This window comes from Metabacillus endolithicus, assembly GCF_023078335.1.
Classification (GTDB): Bacteria; Bacillota; Bacilli; order Bacillales; family Bacillaceae; genus Metabacillus; species Metabacillus endolithicus.
Window position 1 is genome coordinate 3629297 of sequence record NZ_CP095550.1, and the last position, 18736, is coordinate 3648032.

The 18736-nt window shown below is 36.0% G+C and carries 15 protein-coding genes and 2 pseudogenes; 15 read left to right on the plus strand and 2 right to left on the minus strand.

Annotated features, from left to right (window positions below; translation table 11 throughout):
* Window positions 1–211 precede the first annotated feature (211 nt).
* From MVE64_RS18660 to MVE64_RS27835, 13 genes and pseudogenes are all read left to right on the plus strand, one after another.
* Window positions 212–1327: a sugar ABC transporter substrate-binding protein gene (locus tag MVE64_RS18660; protein WP_247340194.1), complete on the plus strand. Its 1116-nt coding sequence runs from the start codon at window positions 212–214 to the stop codon at window positions 1325–1327.
* An 83-nt stretch (window positions 1328–1410) separates the two neighbouring features.
* Entirely contained in the window at window positions 1411–2931 is a 1521-nt protein-coding gene (locus tag MVE64_RS18665) for an ATP-binding cassette domain-containing protein (RefSeq protein WP_247340197.1), read from the plus strand.
* A 12-nt stretch (window positions 2932–2943) separates the two neighbouring features.
* A complete protein-coding gene (locus MVE64_RS18670; protein ID WP_247340198.1) occupies window positions 2944–4119 on the plus strand; it encodes a sugar ABC transporter permease in 1176 nt (391 codons plus the stop codon).
* 74 nt (window positions 4120–4193) lie between these two features.
* Window positions 4194–5903 carry a methyl-accepting chemotaxis protein gene (locus MVE64_RS18675; protein ID WP_247340204.1) on the plus strand — a complete coding sequence of 570 codons (1710 nt, stop codon included), beginning with the start codon at window positions 4194–4196 and terminating at the stop codon, window positions 5901–5903.
* Window positions 5904–6074: 171 nt separating this feature from the next.
* Window positions 6075–7464: pseudogene (locus MVE64_RS18680) on the plus strand (aminotransferase-like domain-containing protein).
* 97 nt (window positions 7465–7561) lie between these two features.
* Window positions 7562–8869, plus strand: coding sequence for an MFS transporter (locus tag MVE64_RS18685; protein ID WP_247347152.1), 1308 nt, complete (start codon window positions 7562–7564; stop codon window positions 8867–8869).
* 433 nt (window positions 8870–9302) lie between these two features.
* Entirely contained in the window at window positions 9303–10109 is an 807-nt protein-coding gene (locus tag MVE64_RS18690; protein WP_247340206.1) for a sugar phosphate isomerase/epimerase family protein, read from the plus strand.
* Between the two features lie 186 nt (window positions 10110–10295).
* The gene (locus MVE64_RS18695) at window positions 10296–11321 is read left to right on the plus strand and encodes a Bug family tripartite tricarboxylate transporter substrate binding protein (protein WP_247340208.1); all 1026 of its coding nucleotides are present in this window, start codon (window positions 10296–10298) and stop codon (window positions 11319–11321) included.
* A 96-nt stretch (window positions 11322–11417) separates the two neighbouring features.
* The gene (locus tag MVE64_RS18700) at window positions 11418–11873 is read left to right on the plus strand and encodes a tripartite tricarboxylate transporter TctB family protein (RefSeq protein ID WP_247340210.1); all 456 of its coding nucleotides are present in this window, start codon (window positions 11418–11420) and stop codon (window positions 11871–11873) included.
* A 22-nt stretch (window positions 11874–11895) separates the two neighbouring features.
* The gene (locus MVE64_RS18705) at window positions 11896–13431 is read left to right on the plus strand and encodes a tripartite tricarboxylate transporter permease (RefSeq protein ID WP_247340211.1); all 1536 of its coding nucleotides are present in this window, start codon (window positions 11896–11898) and stop codon (window positions 13429–13431) included.
* Window positions 13432–13468: 37 nt separating this feature from the next.
* Window positions 13469–13903, plus strand: coding sequence for an AEC family transporter (locus MVE64_RS27825; protein ID WP_345740654.1), 435 nt, complete (start codon window positions 13469–13471; stop codon window positions 13901–13903).
* A gap of 86 nt (window positions 13904–13989) precedes the next feature.
* On the plus strand, window positions 13990–14187 hold the full coding sequence (locus MVE64_RS27830; RefSeq protein WP_345740837.1) for a hypothetical protein: 198 nt from the start codon (window positions 13990–13992) through the stop codon (window positions 14185–14187).
* Between the two features lie 20 nt (window positions 14188–14207).
* A complete protein-coding gene (locus MVE64_RS27835; RefSeq protein ID WP_345740838.1) occupies window positions 14208–14393 on the plus strand; it encodes a hypothetical protein in 186 nt (61 codons plus the stop codon).
* 66 nt (window positions 14394–14459) lie between these two features.
* On the opposite strand, the gene MVE64_RS18715 is transcribed toward MVE64_RS27835, so the two are convergent.
* The gene (locus tag MVE64_RS18715) at window positions 14460–15320 is read right to left on the minus strand and encodes a LysR family transcriptional regulator (RefSeq protein WP_247340217.1); all 861 of its coding nucleotides are present in this window, start codon (window positions 15318–15320) and stop codon (window positions 14460–14462) included.
* 298 nt (window positions 15321–15618) lie between these two features.
* Window positions 15619–16697: pseudogene (locus MVE64_RS28185) on the minus strand (Ldh family oxidoreductase).
* A gap of 443 nt (window positions 16698–17140) precedes the next feature.
* Between MVE64_RS28185 and MVE64_RS18730 the strand changes: the two are divergent.
* Both MVE64_RS18730 and MVE64_RS18735 read left to right on the plus strand, forming a co-directional pair.
* Window positions 17141–18175, plus strand: coding sequence for a Bug family tripartite tricarboxylate transporter substrate binding protein (locus MVE64_RS18730; RefSeq protein WP_247340222.1), 1035 nt, complete (start codon window positions 17141–17143; stop codon window positions 18173–18175).
* Window positions 18176–18277: 102 nt separating this feature from the next.
* Window positions 18278–18733 (plus strand): tripartite tricarboxylate transporter TctB family protein, encoded by a 456-nt coding sequence (locus MVE64_RS18735; RefSeq protein ID WP_247340223.1) that lies wholly within the window; start codon window positions 18278–18280, stop codon window positions 18731–18733.
* Window positions 18734–18736: the final 3 nt, after the last annotated feature.

Genomic DNA, 18736 nt, shown 5'->3' on the forward strand with positions numbered 1-18736 from the left:
TTTTGTATGAATTTTAAGTGGTAGATCATGCTCAAATATGACATAGGTACTTCCGCATATCCTAGTCCCTACACTAGATCCATATCCCCATGTTGAAAAAGTACAGATAGATACCAAAATAGTACTATAAGTAAGTGTTTTCATAACCAATTACGGGTGATATATTTTACTTGTAAGCACTTCCAACAAAGATAAGAGGGGGAAAATAGTAATGAAAAAAGGGTTTAAATTAACAATGGCCTTATTAATAGGTATTTTATTAACTTTCGTAGCTGCTTGTAGCAGTGGCAGCACTGGCGGCGGCAGTAGTGAAGTAAGTGTTGGGATCGTATTACCAACAAAGGATGAGCCAAGATGGGTTCAAGACGAAGAAAGATTTAAAGCAGCTCTAGCAGACTCTGAATATACAACTGAAATTTTATTCAGCCAAGGTTCTTCTGCAAAGGAGAAAGAAAACGTAGAAACGTTAATTAGTAAAGGAATCGATGTTCTAATTATCGCACCTCATGATGGTGCAGCAGCTGGTTCAGCAGTAGAAGCAGCAAAAGAAGAAGGAATTAAAGTTATTTCTTACGACCGTTTAATCACTGACACAGATGCAGTTGATTATTATGTAACATTTGACAGTGTGGCTGTAGGTGAAGCACAAGGTCAATATTTAGTTGACAATGCAGAAGGTACTGGAATTCCACTTTACTTATTTGCTGGTGCAGCATCTGATAACAATGCATTCTTATTCTTCGAAGGTGCTTGGAACGTTCTTCAACCAAAAATTGCTGATGGTACTTTTGTAATCGCTAACTCTAGTGAAGCGGAAGCGTTAAAAGACAAAGCAACTCTTACTCGTGACGAGTTAGGGAAAATCTTAGGTCAGGTTACAACAAACTGGGATCCAAACGAAGCTAAAAATAAAGCGCAAACAAACTTAACAGCTGCAGGTGCTGACTTAAAAGGTGACGTGGCAATTCTTGCTCCAAACGATGGTACTTCTCGTTCAATCGCTGATGTATTTGCTTCAGATGGTGCTGTTTCAAGCTATGTAATCACTGGTCAGGATGCTGAAAAAGCTTCTGTCCAATACATTATTGATGATAAACAATCTATGACAGTATTCAAAGATGTTCGTACACTTGTTGAAGATGCAATGGGTATGGCAGTAGACATTCTTGATGGAAATACGCCAGAAACAACTGGTACTTATAACAACGGTAGTGTTGATGTAAATGCTAAACAAACTGATGTTATCGTTGTGAACAAAGAAAACGTAAAAGCTGAATTAGTTGATTCAGGTTACTATGATGCTAGTGAATTCACTGGACTAGAATAATAGAAAAATAGATGTTAAGAAATGAGTGTTAGACTTATGTCTAACACTCATTTGTAAAGTTGTCTGGTTAAGGAGGCAGAAAGATGAGCGATTATATTTTAGAGATGAACCAGATATCAAAAGAATTTACAGGTGTGAAGGCGCTCTCTAATGTCAATTTTAAAGTGGAAAGAGGAGAAATCCACTTTTTAGTAGGTGAAAATGGAGCCGGTAAGTCAACTCTTATGAAGGTGCTTAGCGGTGTATATCCATACGGAAACTACTCAGGAGATATCGTTTTTAACGGTGAAGTTCAAAGGTTTAACAAAATAAGTGATAGCGTAGATGTGGGAATTGTTATTATCTATCAAGAATTGGCTTTATTCCCTGATCTTTCTGTTTACGAAAATATCTTTGCAGGTAATGAGATTCAAAAAGGTGGCGTTGTGAATTGGAACAAAGCCATTGTTGAAGCGAAGAAGATGTTAGACAAAGTTGGTTTAAGAGTAAATCCGGAAATCTTAATTAAAGATTTAGGTGTAGGGAAACAGCAATTAGTAGAAATTGCAAAAGCGTTAAGTAAGAAAGTTAAATTATTAATCTTAGATGAACCAACAGCAGCACTAAATGAAGATGATAGTGAAAATTTATTGCAATTATTATTAGAGCTAAAAAAGCAAGGGATCACATCAATCATGATCTCTCACAAATTAAAAGAGGTAACTGCGATTGCCGATAAGGCAACAGTGTTACGTGATGGTGAAACGATTTGTACGTTAGAAAGATCAAAAGGTGAAATTACCGAGGATGCCATAATCAAAAACATGGTGGGCCGTGAAATAGAAGATATTTATCCGAAACGTCCAAAGAAAGCCTTCGGTGAAAATGTTCTTGAACTATCGAACTGGACAGCGTATGATCCAAAGCTTGGACGAAATGTTGCTAATAACGTGAATTTACACGTAAAACAGGGAGAAATTGTTGGAATAGCAGGATTAATGGGATCAGGACGAACAGAGCTTGCATTAAGTATTTTTGGAAACGCTGCAGGCTATAAAATTCAAGGTGATTTATTTATTGAAGGACAGCCTGGGAAATTTAAACACCCAAGTGAAGCCATTAAAGCAGGAATTGCTTATGTAACAGAAGATCGTAAAGGTGACGGATTGTTTTTACAACAAGATATAAAAAGCAACATCTCAATCGGAAACTTGAAAGAGATCTCCTCAAATGGAGTTGTTAATGAAAATGAAGAAAATGTCATTGCACAACAATATAGAGAATCTCTAGGGGTTAAAACACCTTCTTTACAACAACTTGTTGGAAACCTTAGTGGTGGTAATCAGCAGAAGGTGTCATTAGGAAAATGGTTGTTTGTAGGTCCTAAATTATTGATCTTAGATGAGCCAACACGAGGAATTGATGTTGGTGCTAAATTTGAAATTTATACAGTTATGAATGAACTGATTAATAGAGGTATGAGTATCATCATGATTTCATCAGAGCTTGGTGAAGTCCTTGGTATGAGCGATCGCGTGTATGTAATGGCTGAGGGAGAAATCAAAGGTGAATTATCATCAGATGCAGCCAGCCAAGAAAAGATCATGGAACTTGCGACGCAATAGGAGGCAAAAAGTATGAAATATATTAATGAGCTAAAGGGATTAGTAAAGCATAATATTCGTGATTATGGGATGTACATCGCACTAATTGTTATTATGATCACGTTTCAAATACTTACAAATGGACTTTTCATGTCCTCTCGAAATATTAGTAACTTACTAGATTCAGCAGGATATATTGCGGTTCTAGCTGTGGGTGTTATGCTTGTTATCGTTATTCGACATATTGATTTATCGATCGGGTTTTTAGCCGGATTTCTCGGGGCAATAGCAGCCATTCTTTTAATGCAATTTAACATGCCAGTTTTTATCGTCATTCCAATTATCCTAATTCTTGGAATATGTGCTGGTTCGGCTACAGGTTTTCTAGTAGCTAAAGTTGGAATTCCGGCATTCGTTGCAACCTTAGCTGGTTGGTTGATCTATCGTGGTGCTATTTTATTAGCAACAGAAAAATCAGGAACAATCATTGTTGATAATGATGCGTTTAATGCAATTGGTAATGGATATATTCCTTCCATTGCTGAAGTAGGAGGTTTTCATTTACTATCACTGCTTCTTGGTTTAGTTGGAATTTTATTCTATATCTATAGTGCAATAAAAAATCGTCGAAACAAAATCAAATATGAATTTGATGTTGTATCAAAGCCTATTTTTATCCTGCAATTACTGTTTGTTTCAGGAATTATGGCTTATATTACTTGGTTGCTATCTGGATACAATGGTTTTTCATGGACAGTTATTATTATTCTTGTTGTTGTACTTGTGTATCATTTCATTACAACAAAAACAGTAATCGGACGTCATATTTATTCAGTAGGTAGTAACCCAGAAGCGGCACACCTTACAGGTATCAGCGTAAGCAAAATTACGTTCTTAGTATTCGGTTCAATGGGTATGCTTTCAGCTTTATCTGGTATTTTATTCACAGCACGTTTACAATCAGCTACAACAACAGCTGGTACATTATTTGAGCTTGATGCGATTGCTGCAGCATTCGTTGGTGGAGTTTCCGCTGCTGGTGGTGTTGGTAAAGTTACAGGAGCAGTAATAGGTGCAATTGTTATGGCTACACTAACAAATGGTATGAACTTATTAGGTGTTGGGATCGCTCCTCAATATATGATTCGTGGTGGAGTTCTTGCACTTGCGGTAATCTTTGACGTAATGACACGTAAACAAAGAGCTTAATAGTTGATGGGGAAATACCCCTTGTCCATGAGGGACAAGGGGTATTTGTGTATAAAGGGGAAGAGGGTGTTAGTATGAAGAAAAAGCTTTTCTACAGATTTAAGTTGAATTCGATAAGAGCAAAGATACTAGTTGGATTCTCACTTGTCATTTTGTTAACAATCGCTTTTGGTGCCTATAATTTTATGGCTTCTAAATCAATTAATTCTGATGCGAAGAATATAATTAACCACCAAATTCCATTGTTAATAGCTAATGAAACATTAGGTCAAAACATGGCAGAACGAATTGGGCTAGCAAGAGGATATGTGTTAACAGGAAAACAAGAATATATTGATCAATTTAATGTGTATTCGGAAAAAAGTAGAACGGTTGAGGAAACAGCACTGAAAATTAATGACTCGGAGGATTTTGAGCAATTAGTAGCAAAAAGCTTAGAATGGGAACAACGTGTTAATGACGAAGTGTTTGCAGTGTACAAAAGTGGAAATGTAGAGTTAGCAAAGGAGAATTTAGAGGGAGCTGTTCGGGTAACTGCAAACGAAATCATGAACGGTTATAAATATCTAATTAATAATAGAGAAAAAATGATTGAAGGAGCTGGTGATAACCTACTTTTTAATAATGAATCAAACATTACGATGGGGTTGGTCGTTTCTGTTGTTGTTGCAGTTATAGGTATTTTTATAGCTATTTATATGTCCTCCGTCATTTCAAAACCTATTCAAACTGTTACACATCGAATGGGCTTACTTGCTGAAGGAGATCTAAGCCAACAGCCTATCGAGACGAAATCTCGCGATGAAATTGGGAGATTATTCTCAGCAACTAACCAAATGAGTGACAATATCAAAGGACTCTTGAAAGAAATTCATATAGTCTCAGAATCTGTATCATCTCAAAGTGAAGAACTAACACAATCTGCATTTGAAGTAAAAGAAGGAAGCAGTCAGATTGCGGCAACAATGCAGGTGCTGTCTTTAGATTCAGAAGCACAGGCCCATACAACGAGCGATTTAGCGTCTGCAATGAAAATTTTTTCCGGAAAGATAAACGAAGCAGGTCATAGTGGGAAAGAGGTATATCAATCTTCCCAGCATGTGATTGATTTGACAGAAACGGGAAGTAAATTAATGTTTACTTCTATTCAGCAAATGGGTACGATTCATTCAATTGTGGAAGAAGCGGTAGAAAAAGTGAAAACATTAGAAAAGCAGTCAGAAGAAATTTCCATACTCGTTGGAGTAATTAAGGATATCGCTGATCAAACGAACCTACTTGCTTTGAATGCTGCAATTGAAGCAGCGAGAGCAGGAGAACATGGCAAGGGCTTTTCAGTGGTTGCTAATGAAGTGAGACGACTTGCAGAACAGGTGTCCTTCTCTGTGGCGGATATTACTCGCATTGTAGGGAATATTCAATCTGAGTCTACTCAAATGACAGACTCTTTACAGGCTGGTTATACGGAAGTTGAAAAGGGGACAAATCAAATTAAAACAACGGGCGAGACATTCGAAAAAATTAATCAAGCTTTATTGGAAATGACGAAAGGTGTGCAATTCATTTCAGGAAATCTTAGCACGATAGAGGACAATAGTGATGAGATTAATAAATCTATTGAAGAAATTGCTGCAGTTGCGGAAGGAGCAGCAGCAGGAATTGAGCAAACGGCTGCATCGGTGCAACAAACAAGCAGCTCAATGGAGCAGGTTGCAGCAAGTTCTGATCGATTAGCCAAATCAGCTGAAACCTTATACAAACAAGTAGCACAATTTAAAATTTAAGGTGAACTGTTGAATGGGTGTTTTTTGACGAGGGCCCGGTTTAATCAAATAAACATTTACAATCTTCCACTAACAGGCGTGAACATTATAGTTCATGCCTTTCTTATTGAAAATTATAATTGTATTATAACCAGCACAATCATATAATTGTGAGAAAAAAGGATGCATACGATGCCTATTAATTCTTTTGAAAACTATCCGATGAGCTGGAAACCATCAATTAATAAGAATGAAAAACCTATTTATAAAGCTCTTGCGAGACAATTGGAACAGGATATAGTAAATGGCGTTTTATTACCAGGAACAAAACTTCCTCCACAAAGAGAACTGGCTGATTTTTTGGATTTGAATTTAAGTACCATTTCAAAAGCTTTTAAGGTTTGTGAGTTAAAGGTACTTGTTAAGTGCATCTGTAGGAAGTGGTACATTTGTATCGTATGATGCGTTATCGAATGCATACTTACTTGAAGATACAAAGCCGAAGCATTTAATTGAAATGGGGGCAACACTACCAGATAATGCTTCTTTTGAGCCACTGCTACTTCAACTAAAAAGTATGGTACAAGAGGCAGATTATGAAAAATGGTTTGGGTATGGTCGGGCTGGCGAAAGCCATTGGCAAAAGGATGCAGCTGTAAAGCTAATTCGAAGAGGTGGGTTTGAAACAACCGTTGAGTCCATTTTATTTGCAAATGGAGCTCAAAATGCGATTGCTGCAACCTTGGCAAGTCTTTGTAAGCCAGGAGATCGCATTGGAGTTGACCATCATACATACCCAGGCTTAAAAACAGTTGCATCAATGCTTAGTGTGCAAATAGTACCGATAAAATCAGAGAACTATGAAATGAGTCCAACGTCCTTTGAATATGCGTGTAAAAATGAAAACATTAAAGGAATTTACTTGATTCCAGATTATCATAATCCCACAGCTACCTTTATGTCTGTTGAGAATCGTAAAAGTATTGCAGCTATAGCAAAAAAGTATAAACAATTCGTGATAGAAGATGCATCGTACCATCTTCTGGGTAAAAAACCACTTCCAGCAGTTGCATCATTTGCTCCAGAGCAGGTTATCTATATTGCAAGTTTATCTAAATCATTAGCACCAGGCTTACGACTAGCTTATGTTGCAGTGCCGAATCAGTATAAGGAACCTATTTCAAAGGCGCTATATAATCTAAATATCACAGTTTCTCCGCTATTAGCAGAACTTTCAGCACGTACAATTGTATCGAACCAATTTGAACTCTTAATTGAGGGTCATCAAGAACAAGCTATTCGCAGAAACAGAATCGTAGACCGGTATTTTGCAGATTATAAGTGTTTAGGTGCTGAAACAGGTATCTTTCGTTGGTTGTTACTTCCCGGGAAGATGACAGGTGCTGAATTTGAAACATTGGCAGCACAAGAGGGAGTACAAGTGTATGCGGCAGAACGCTTTGTCGTTGGAAATAGTAGTCCAGATAGAGCAGTAAGGATTTCTGTGTGTGCACCAAATACGCTTGAGGAGCTTGAGCGAGGATTGGAGATCCTGAAACGTTTGCTAAATAATGTTACCTAATATTGTTTGCCATACAATTATTATATTGTATGGTCTTTTTTGTGCGTGGTATGATGATTCAAAATCTAGTTGGAGGTTTTATAGAAAGGTAGGGAAGATTATGTTACAGAAAAAAAGTTTAAAAGTGTTAGACGACAAAACAGATTCGTTGCTTTCTGCCGAAAAACGAAAAATGTTATACAAGAGGACATTATTTGTTGTAAGTATTTCACAAATTTTTGGTGGTGCGGGGTTAGCTGCTGGAGTCACTGTGGGGGCACTTCTTGCTCAGCAAATGCTCGGTACTGAAGCGTTCGCTGGGCTTCCTTCAGCATTACTTACTTTAGGGTCAGCAGGAGCAGCTTTATTTGTTGGGAGACTTTCACAGGAGTTTGGACGTCGACTCGGTCTGACAGCGGGTTTTATAATCGGTGGACTTGGAGCCATAGGAGTTATAATTGCTGCAATCATAAATAGTGTTTTCCTTCTATTTACTTCCCTATTAGTTTATGGTGCAGGATCAGCAACAAATTTACAAGCACGTTATGCAGGGACTGACTTAGCGAATCGTAAACAGCGAGCAACTGCTATTAGTACGACAATGGTTTTTACAACATTTGGTGCGGTTGCAGGTCCAAATTTAGTGAATGTGATGGGGGATTTTGCCCTTTCTATTGGCGTTCCATCACTTGCAGGTCCCTTCATTTTAGCAGGAGCAGCATACATCTTAGCAGGTATTGTCCTGTTCATCATGCTTCGTCCTGATCCATTACTTATAGCAAAAACGATAGAAGCGTCCAACTTAGATTCTAGTGATAAAGCAAGTTTGGAAACAGCTGGAAATATAGAAAACAAAAGAGGCGTAATTGTTGGCGCAACGATTATGGTGCTTACTCAAATTGTCATGGTTGCTCTTATGACAATGACACCAGTTCATATGAGACATCATGGACATAGCTTGGGTGCAGTAGGTCTTGTTATTGGTTTTCATATAGGTGCGATGTATCTCCCTTCTTTGTTTACTGGTATTCTTGTTGATAAATTGGGGCGTACCGCGATGGCTATTGCTTCTGGAGCAACACTGCTGTTGGCAGGTATAATAGGAGCATTTGCACCGGGGGATTCAATGGTTCTTTTAGTAATCTCTCTTTCTTTACTTGGATTAGGATGGAATTTTGGTTTGATAAGTGGAACTGCGCTTATTGTTGATTCCACAAAAACTTCCACAAGAGCTAAAACTCAAGGTACAGTTGACGTATTAATTGCGTTATCAGGAGCTGCTGGCGGAGCTTTGTCTGGAATGGTCGTGGCAGGTTCTAGTTATCTAACGTTATCATTAGCAGGAGGGATTTTATCTTTATTACTGGTTCCAGTGGTGATATGGTCACGAAGAGGTGAAAATAGTAGTATTTTAGTGAAAGAGTGATTTAAAGCAATAGAGTTGTGTAAATCTTTAATAAAGATAATCTGTTACAATAATAAAACGTTAACAAGCCCATTAAGAATGACTATATAACTAGATATTTTTATGGGAAATTTAATTTTATTTGTTATTTGTATACAATACTTATACCTTTAAGTTCGACTGCTGTGCCCTTGCACCCAAACTTTTGCTAAGTCAACATTTCTTATCTTTTAAAAAAAACATTATTTCTGACTAATATATATAGAATTTTTCTATGCTAGTTTATAAAATATATATATTTTATTTATATGTGAAATTGTATTACCGTTAATTATAGATCTACTTCACTCTCCATTCGGAAATATGAATACCCTTTCAAAAATGTATAGGAGGTGAAATCAAAGAATGGAATGATGTGATTTAGTCTAATTTTAAAAAATGAGGAGGGAAGACTTTGAAGTTAGCTTATCCTTTTGGTACAAAGGAAACTATGGCTCCCCTTTTAGGCTATCGTGGAGATGAGGAAGAAGTGTTCAAACTTCTTAAAGAACTAGGGTATTCTGCAGTAGAACTATTTATTCGTAATCCTAGACTGATTGATTCATCGCAATTTGAAAGATCAGTTATTAAGACAGGAATTGAAATAGCTGGAATTGGAACAGGGCCTGTTGTTAGTGATGATAAGCTAACATTTACTGATGAAGAAAAGGTAATAAGGAAAGAAGCTGTTAACCGAACAAAGGAAATTATTGAGTTTGCATCACATTTTGGGAAACAGGTTTTTGTAGGAAAACTAAGAGGCAATATTAATAAAAATAATCCAGATCAATCATGGAAATGGATGTGTGAATCTTTAGAACAAATATGTGAACATGCTGAGAAATATCAAGTTAATGTTGCACTAGAGCCTCAAAATAGTGATGTTATAAACAATTTAAATAGAACACAAGAAGCTCTTAGATTTGTGAAAGATCTAAATCTACCAAACCTATCCCTTATGCTTGATGTTTATCATATGAACTTTGAAGATCAATCAATTAGTAATAACTTTTTTAATGCAAAAGATCACTTTATTCATATTCATATTGCAGATAGTAATCGCCAAGCACCTGGTAACGATAAAATGAATTTTAAAGAGATTATTAACACATTAAGAGCTATTAATTATTCAAATTATATAACTCTTGAAATTTCACAAGGAACAAGTAGTTATCGAGAAGCTAAAGCATCTATAGAGTATTTGAAAACAGTAGGAGTGTAGTATGAATTGGGGAATAGTAGTTAACTAACGATTTTTCAAAGGAATGAAAGAAAGATATTTAAGCTAAAAAAATTTTTGGGGGATGCAAGAAAGATTTCTATTTTTTATTTATTGTTGGAATTTGCATATTTAATTGAAAAGGCTTACAAATGTACAAATTCCAAGATTAATTAAGGAGGGGTTCGATTGAAAAGGGTAAAAAATGGTTTACAGTTCTTATTAGTTCTAGGGTTAATTCTTCTATTGGCAGCTTGTGGAGAAGATAGTACTTCAGGGGAGGCTACAGGTGAAAGTAGTGGAGGTTCAGAGGAATTTGATATTAGCAACTATCCTAGTGAACAATTAGATTTCCTTATTGCATTCGGTCCAGGAGGAGGCAGTGATACGTTCTCACGTACAATTATTGACGTATTACAAAAGCATGAGCTTTATCCTGAGACAATCGTTCCTGAAAACATGGAAGGTGGAAGTGGTGCAATAGGTTATACGTACTTTAAAAATAACGCAAAAGGTGATCCATACTATATCACAACAACAAGTGGGAACTTTATTACAACACCACTAGTATCGGAAACTGAGTATGATCATAAAACATTTACACCAGTTGGACTTTTAGCCTCTGATGATCAGGTACTGCTTGTAAATGCTGACTCAGAATATGAAACACTTGAAGATCTAATTAAAGCATCAAAAGAAAAAAAGATTAGTTTAGGTGGTACAGGGGCATATGGTCCGGATCGAATTGTTACATCTTTGCTAGAAGAATCTGCAAATACAACTTTTAACTATGTTCCGTTTGAAGTAGCAGGAGAGTTGGTAACAGGAGTGTTGTCTGGCAGTGTGGATGTTATGGTATCTAATCCTTCTGAAGTATTAGGTCAGATAGAATCTGGTGATTTGCGAGCAATTGCATATTCAGCTGAGAAGCGCAATCCTAAATTACCAGAAGTTCCAACCTTTATTGAATCAGGTTATGATTTCAGTTTTTCGATTCCAAGAGCTGTATACCTGCCAGAAGATGTACCAGAGGAGGTTCGTCAATGGTGGGTGGACACTTTAAAGAAAGTTGTAGAAACTCCCGAATGGAAAGCTTATTTAGATAATAATACGATGACAGATTATACATTATTCGGCGATGAATTTTCTACTTATATGGACGAAACTGTTGCAACTTTCGAGAGAGTACTTAAAGAATCTGGTGCAATGGAATAGTCAAATCAATCTATTAATTAATCTATAGATTAGGTGGCAACGGTGAATTGAAGTTCCCGTTGCCATAACTAAATAAATTATTTAGGATGATGATTAATGAGATTTTGGTTAAATATAGCATTTTTTGTTTTTTCATTAATGTTTACTATCTATGGTTTAACTACTCTAAAATTTATGGCCGCAGCAGGAAGGCCTGGATCGGGATTTTTTCCAGTTGTAATAGGTAGTTTTTTAATCCTAACTACCGCTGTAAATGTTGTGAAAGATCTTAGAGAAATGAAGAAGAATGGGAAGATTGAATCAAGTGGAATTAATTTCGGTAAAGAAATTTTATGGACAATTATCGTGACAATTATCTTTGTATTCATTTTCAAATTCCTAGGTGGTCTACTGTCAATGATTTTGTTTATGCTTGGCATTTTGTTTATATACAATCGTGGAAAGCTATTACAAAATGCATTATACAGTGTGATATTTCCAGTCTTAATGTATATGTTATTCGAATGGCTTAATGCCGGATTACCTAAAGGGATTATCGATATAGGAATATAATGTTGAGTTAGGGGAGACGTTTATGACTGAATTGTTTTCAAACCTAGCAACAGGACTATCAGTAGCCTTTTCGCCCCATAATTTATTGTTTTTAGTAATTGGTGTGTTCGTGGGTATGGTTGTAGGTATTTTTCCAGGGTTTGGTCCTTCTGCAGGTATTGCTATTTTATTACCGATGACGTTTGGTTTGGAACCAACAACAGCAATTATTATGCTTGCTGGTATCTATTATGGATCAATGTACGGAGCAACCATCACTTCCATTTTAATTAACACACCTGGTGAAGCGGCTACAGTAGCGTCTACCATTGATGGTTATCCTTTGGCTAGGAATGGAAGGGCGGGCCCAGCACTTGTTATGCAGGCAGTTGCATCATTTGTGGGAGGTACAATTGGAGTTATTTTAATATGCGCATTTGCTCCATCCTTATCAAATCTTGCATCGAGCTTTGGGCCGCCAGAGTATTTTATGATCATTGCATTAGGGTTGTTGTTGTTAACAACAATGATGGGTGAAAATAAATTGAATGGTCTTATTTCGGCCCTATTTGGATTTGCTATATCCACTGTCGGGGTAGATATCATTACAGGTGCACAGCGATATACCTTTGGCTCTCCAGAGTTAATAGGTGGCATTGATTTTGTTGTTATTGCAATAGGATTATTTGGTATCGGTGAATTATTATATTGTATTCATAGTGGTCTCCATCGGGAAGAGAAAAAAGATAGAATTAAGGTAACATTTGGAGGAAAGGGTTTTTGGCCAGATGCAAAGGATTTTATTGAAAGTAAATTTACATTAATTCGTGGATCGATCTTAGGTTTTATTGGAGGAGTGCTTCCTGGATCGGGTGCAACTCTAGGATCAATTATGGCATATTCTCTTGAGAAAAAGGTCTCGAAAACTCCAGAAAAATTCGGAAAAGGGCATATGCCAGGATTAGTTGCTCCAGAGGCGGGGAACAACGCTGCTTCAGCAGGGGCGATGGTTCCGATGTTAACACTTGGTATACCAGGTTCTGGTTCAACTGCTGTTTTATTAGGTGCCTTTCTTATGTGGGGACTTACACCAGGTCCATTATTTATGGAACAAAATCCAGAATTTTCATGGGGCTTAATAACAAGTATGTATTTAGGAAACATGATGTTGCTTTTAGTTAACATTGTGGCAATTCCATTATTTGTGAAACTTTTAGATATTCCATATAAATTAATCCTTCCAGCGATTATCATTCTTTGTATTGTTGGTACATTTAGTTTACATGGCAATATTGTTGAAGTATGGTTTTTATTAATTGCAGGTGTAATTGGATTCTTTATGAAACTGTATGGATACTCTCCAGCTGCAGTTGTGCTTGCACTAGTGCTCGCTCCTCTAGCTGAAAAGACTTTACGTCAATCTTTATTGTTATCTGAAGGAAGTCTAGGTTTTTTAGTTACACGTCCTATTACTCTAGGTTTATTAATTAGCTTTTTTATCATTGTATTTGCTTCCGTTTTCTTCTCTTACAGGAAAGGAAAGAATATAAATAATAATAATGATATAACTCCAAGATAAAACTCCAAGATAAAACATTAGTATAGGATTGATTGAGATGGATGTATTAACCCTAATTTTATTAAATGTCATCTTTCCAGTGTTTGTTTTAATGGGGATGGGTATATTTTTTCATAGGAAGTTTCATTTTAACTTAGATACTTTGTCAAAGATCACAACTTACTATTTTATCCCGACAGTCGGTTTTGTTAATATCTATGAAAGTGAGATCAATGGAAAAATATTATTGCAGGTCATAGGGTTCCAATTAACCTTGTGTGTGGCATTAATGATCGTAAGTTCTTTAATCTCAAAATTAATAAAACTTGATAAAGGTATGTCTGCTAATTTTAAAAACAGTATTGTGTTGGTCAACTCGGGTAATTTTGGACTTCCAGTTAGTCAACTAGTCTTTAGTCAGAATCCTTTGGGATTATCCATTCAAATAGTGGTTACGGTTATCCAGGCTTTGTTACTTATACCTATGGGTTGATAAACTCTGTCTCAGTCAATTCTAAAGGGGTAAAGGTTTTTTATGAATTTATTAAAATGCCTATGATTTATGCATTATTTTTAGGAATGTTACTTCAGGGCGTTAACGTGAAGATTCCTGAATTTATATGGAGTCCAATAGAAAGTGTATCAGATGCTTTCCTGGCTATGGCTCTATTAACACTCGGTGCTCAAGTTGCTTATATAAAAATAAAGAGGATAAGTTTAGTTCTTATCCTCAGTTGTTTTGGGAGATTGATTTTAATTTCCCCATTATTGCATTAGTTATTATTTATACTTTTCAGTTGGAAGGAACGACTGCTCAGGCATTATTTATCGCAAGTTCTTATCCATCCTCTAGAAATAGCGCTCAATTGGCTTTAGAGTATAAAAACTATCCTGAATTCGCGGGGCAAACTGTTTTGGTCTCAACCTTGCTTAGCAGTGTAACAGTTACAATTATTGTTTATGTATCAAAAATAATTTTTTAATTGAAAACCTAGCATCTCAGCTAGGTTTTTTCCATTATATAAAATCTGTTGTTTAAAGGTGAGTTATTAATAATTGCCTCTTAAAAAATCAATAAAAGTTTTCACTGTTGATAACTCCAAGTACTCTTTTCTAAAAAGTACCCATGTTATCCATTGTAATTTTTCACCATCTTGCCCATTTAGTTCTTTGTTGTATTTGTACTCACTGCCATCTTCAAGAACGATACCGGGAACAATAGTGTATCCGAGGCCAGCAGAGACCATTTTTTTTGCAATTTCCATATTTTCCACATGCATGGCAACTTTAGGGGTTTCAGAGTAATTTTCTGTCCACCAATTATCAAAAATCATCGTTAGTGCGGGGTCCGTGCCATAATCAATTCTTGGTATGCTTGGTAATTTAGTCATATCAAGCTCTTGATTTGATATGATATTAATCGTCTCTTTGGACACGACAATTTTTTCATCTGACCAATGGTGATTTCCACGTACAATTCCTATATGAAATTCTTGTTTATATACAGAATTGATAAGATCCAAGTTTAGTCCTGTATTAACGGAGAACTGAACTTTAGGATGTATAGAGTTAAACTCCATTAGTAAATTAGGGATCTTATAAAGAGCGATTGAACGTGAAACGCCTAGCCTTAAAGTGCCATTAAGCTCTTTATCTATGTTAGATAATTTCTCCTTTAAATCAGTTAATTTTAGATCCATTTCATTTGCATATCTAACTAAATACTCTCCTTGTTCGGTAAATTCAATGCCTCGTCTTCCTCTATATAGAATCGTAATATTAAACTCTTTTTCCAGCTGTTTAAGACGGTAGGAGAGAGAGGGTTGAGAAAGAAAAAGCTGTTCTGCAGTTTTTGTAATATTTTTTTCTTTATAGAGTGTTTTAAGAATCTTCCAGTCTTTATCATTCAATATCTTCACTCTCCAATCTTGATATAAAGAAAATTTATATGAATCTTTATTCGTTCATATATTTTTTTATATCTTAAGTATAAAGTTAATATAGTCAACACACAAGGAGTCTTAACACTTGCTATTTTTTAGATGTGAGAGCAATTACTATATATGGATAAAGTTTATGTGGGAGAACTATATGAGGAAGAGAAGCAAATATTCACAGGAGAGAAAGGGGGAGTTAGTTCAATTAAATGACTGGACAAAACTAAATCAAGTTATCATACATAACTTGATTTGGTCTATATTTCTTAAGCTACTCTATTCTTGTGGAAATCTCTTTTTCATATATGGAAATATCAAGTCCGTAATTTTCAGCTTCCTTTTTTAAAGTTTGATAGATTTTCTCGCTCAAAGGAATTCCAGATTGACGCCGTACTTTTACGACCCTCTGTTCAGGTTCTCCAGGATTCAAAATTTCATCGAATCCCTCAGCAAGAGGACATGCTTTTGCTCGTTTAACAAAAGTATCCATTCTTTCTTCATATTCTTCCTTTGTGACAAAGAGGTCCGGTCGAATCGCTATAAAGATATGACCAACATTTTGTGGTTCTGAATGATCGAAATAAAGACTCTTTACGTCTCCTCCATAATTGGCTCCTGTAAAAACACCCGCAAAAAGGTCCATAAGCATGGCCATAGCTGCACCTTTTGGGCCACCAAAAGGTAAACACACACCTTCAAATGCTTTTTGCGCATCAGTTGTTGAGACGCCATTGGCATCCAGAGCTAAACCTAAAGGAATTTCTTCACCATGAGCAGCTGCTAATCTTATTTTTCCTCTTGCAATGACAGTCATGGCCATATCTAGTACATAAGGAGCTTCATTTCCTGAAGGAAATCCAGCTGCAAAGGGCTTGCACCAAGAAACGCGTTTCTTCCGCCATAAACAGGGAGTGCGGGGGATGAATTTGTGTATGCCATTGAAATGAACCCTTTATCTATTGCCTGTAATACATAAAGTGCAGCCATACCGTAGTGGGTGCTATTTCTAACACCGACCATTCCAATCCCTGACTTTTCCGCTAACTTAATTGCTTCATCCATTGCGCGATGACCAGCTAAAAAACCCATTCCATTGTCACCATCGACTAATCCAACAGCAGATGTTTGTTGAGTAAATGTTATGTCTGGATTGGGTGTCACAACACCACGCCTAATTCGCTCCAAATACATTGGAATCCGAGAAATTCCATGAGAATCAAGACCACGTAAATTTGCAGCTACCAAATCATTGGCAATTATTAAAGCATTCTCACTGTTTAAACCTCCAGCTTTAAGTAAATTTTTTGCAAGGTCTACTAAAAGATCATGTGTAACATACATTTTAGACATTTATTTTCCCCCTTCTACAGATATGGTGTAACCTTACTTTCAAACCTATATTTTAAAATTAACCTATAATTGTAAGAAGGGTTAAATAGTGAAATGACATAGATATCTATTCAATAAAGCAATAGAAAACTTATATAGGAAATTTTAATGGATTTAGATAGAAAAATGCTATTTTAAAAATTCTGATTATTAATTTATATTATTGTTATGAAAATAGCGCTTTCATAAAGAGCATTTGCAGTTCCCGTATTTTTAGTAGGAATACTCATTTATGAAATAATGCTATCTTTTAAAGATTTAGCTTAAGCTAGTATTTTCGTATAAGAGAAAATCTTAGCTTTAAAAAGAGGAGGAATGACAACAAAGGGAGTTTAGTCATGAACTTTTAGATAATAAATTTTTTGGGAACTAATTTAAGCGCTTACAAAAAAGGGGGATTTATTATGAAGAAATTACTATCAATTGTGTTACTAGGATTACTTATGGTCATTTTAGGAGCTTGCAGTGGGGAGTCGGCATCCTCAAATGGTTCAGAAGATAAAGAACAAACAACTAATCATTCAAACTATCCGGAAAAACCAATTACAATTGTAGCGCCATCAGGGGCTGGCGGAGGATTGGATACAACTTCAAGAGCTTTGGCAAAGATACTAGATCAAACCGAGTTAATAAGTGAGACTATCACTGTTGAAAACAAACCAGGTGGAGGTCAAGTTGTTGGTACAGTTGAGTTTGCAAATAAAGAAGTTGGTAATGACTACAAACTATTACTAACATCTACTCCCTTTATCTTAAACAACCTCAAAAAGGAAGGGAATAGCCCAATTTCTTATAGAGATATTACGCCACTTGCTCAGTTAGTGACAGAAAACGCAGTATTGGCGGTAAGTGCTGATTCTAAATACAAAGACTTAACATCATTAATGGAAGATTTAAAGGCAAACCCAAGTAATATTACATTTGCAGGAGGGTCAGGACCGGGATCATATGATCACCTCAACATTGTTTACCCAGCCATGAAAGCAGAAGTAGATGTTAAATCAATAAAGTATGTTTCATATGACGGTGGTGGAGAAGCTTTAACTGCACTTCTTGGAGGAAATGCTGATGTTGTAAGTTCTGATGTTGCATCCGTTTACGAGTATCAAAAAGCCGGTAAGGTAAGAATTTTGGGTGTTTCTTCTGGAGAGAGATTACCAGGTGAGTTTGAGGCAATTCCAACTTACAAAGAACAAGGTATAGATGTTGAACTAACAAACTGGAGAGGGATATTTGGACCAAAAGATATGTCAGCTGACGCTAAAAAATACTGGGAAGAACAAATCGAAGCCCTTGTTACTACTGAAGATTGGCAGAATGAACTTAATAGTTTAGGTTTTCAAGATGGTTATCTTAACTCTGAAGATTTCATTAAGCAGATAGAAAAAGAAGAAGTCATGTATAAGGAGATCTTAACGACATTAGGAATGCAAAAATAAGTAGGTAGACAATTATTTAATCCAATCATCTATAATCGTGTTCATTGTCATGTAGAGAGGAATACTTATTCCTCTCTCTATTCTTAAATCGGGGGTTAGATAATGAGTAAGTCTTTTGATCGATATTCAGGTATGGTATTCTTTGCAATAGGTTTGGCCTTTGTTATTGAAAGTAGAAAAATTACGGAAAGTGCTTATGGGAGTAATGTTGGACCAGATATTTTTCCGCTAGGTTTAGGGTTGGCATTAATCTTATTAAGTATTCGGCTTTTTTATGAAACATTTAAATATCCTAAGGAAACGAAAATGAGAGAAAAGCTTGATTACAAGAAATTTGTCATTATTCTTATTTCAGCAGTACTTTATGGATTGTTTTTAGAAACAATCGGGTACGTTATTACAACCTTTTTATTCTTAATAGTTGGGTTTCAGGTAATGGAACGTGGGAAGTGGTGGAAATCGCTTGTCATTGCAGGTGGTTTTTCCTATGGTGTTTATTTCTTGTTTGTAGAGATATTAGAAGGAACTCTACCCGGATTTCCGGTTTGGTTCAGTTAGGAG

Bases quoted from the DNA above. Each gene is read 5' to 3' on its own strand.
- MVE64_RS18660 (WP_247340194.1), top strand. From the start codon at position 212: ATGAAAAAAGGGTTTAAATTAACAATGGCCTTATTAATAGGTATTTTA.
- MVE64_RS18665 (WP_247340197.1), top strand. From the start codon at position 1,411: ATGAGCGATTATATTTTAGAGATGAACCAGATATCAAAAGAATTTACA.
- MVE64_RS18670 (WP_247340198.1), top strand. From the start codon at position 2,944: ATGAAATATATTAATGAGCTAAAGGGATTAGTAAAGCATAATATTCGT.
- MVE64_RS18675 (WP_247340204.1), top strand. From the start codon at position 4,194: ATGAAGAAAAAGCTTTTCTACAGATTTAAGTTGAATTCGATAAGAGCA.
- MVE64_RS18700 (WP_247340210.1), top strand. From the start codon at position 11,418: ATGAGATTTTGGTTAAATATAGCATTTTTTGTTTTTTCATTAATGTTT.
- MVE64_RS18705 (WP_247340211.1), top strand. From the start codon at position 11,896: ATGACTGAATTGTTTTCAAACCTAGCAACAGGACTATCAGTAGCCTTT.
- MVE64_RS27825 (WP_345740654.1), top strand. From the start codon at position 13,469: ATGGATGTATTAACCCTAATTTTATTAAATGTCATCTTTCCAGTGTTT.
- MVE64_RS27830 (WP_345740837.1), top strand. From the start codon at position 13,990: ATGTTACTTCAGGGCGTTAACGTGAAGATTCCTGAATTTATATGGAGT.
- MVE64_RS18730 (WP_247340222.1), top strand. From the start codon at position 17,141: ATGAAGAAATTACTATCAATTGTGTTACTAGGATTACTTATGGTCATT.
- MVE64_RS18735 (WP_247340223.1), top strand. From the start codon at position 18,278: ATGAGTAAGTCTTTTGATCGATATTCAGGTATGGTATTCTTTGCAATA.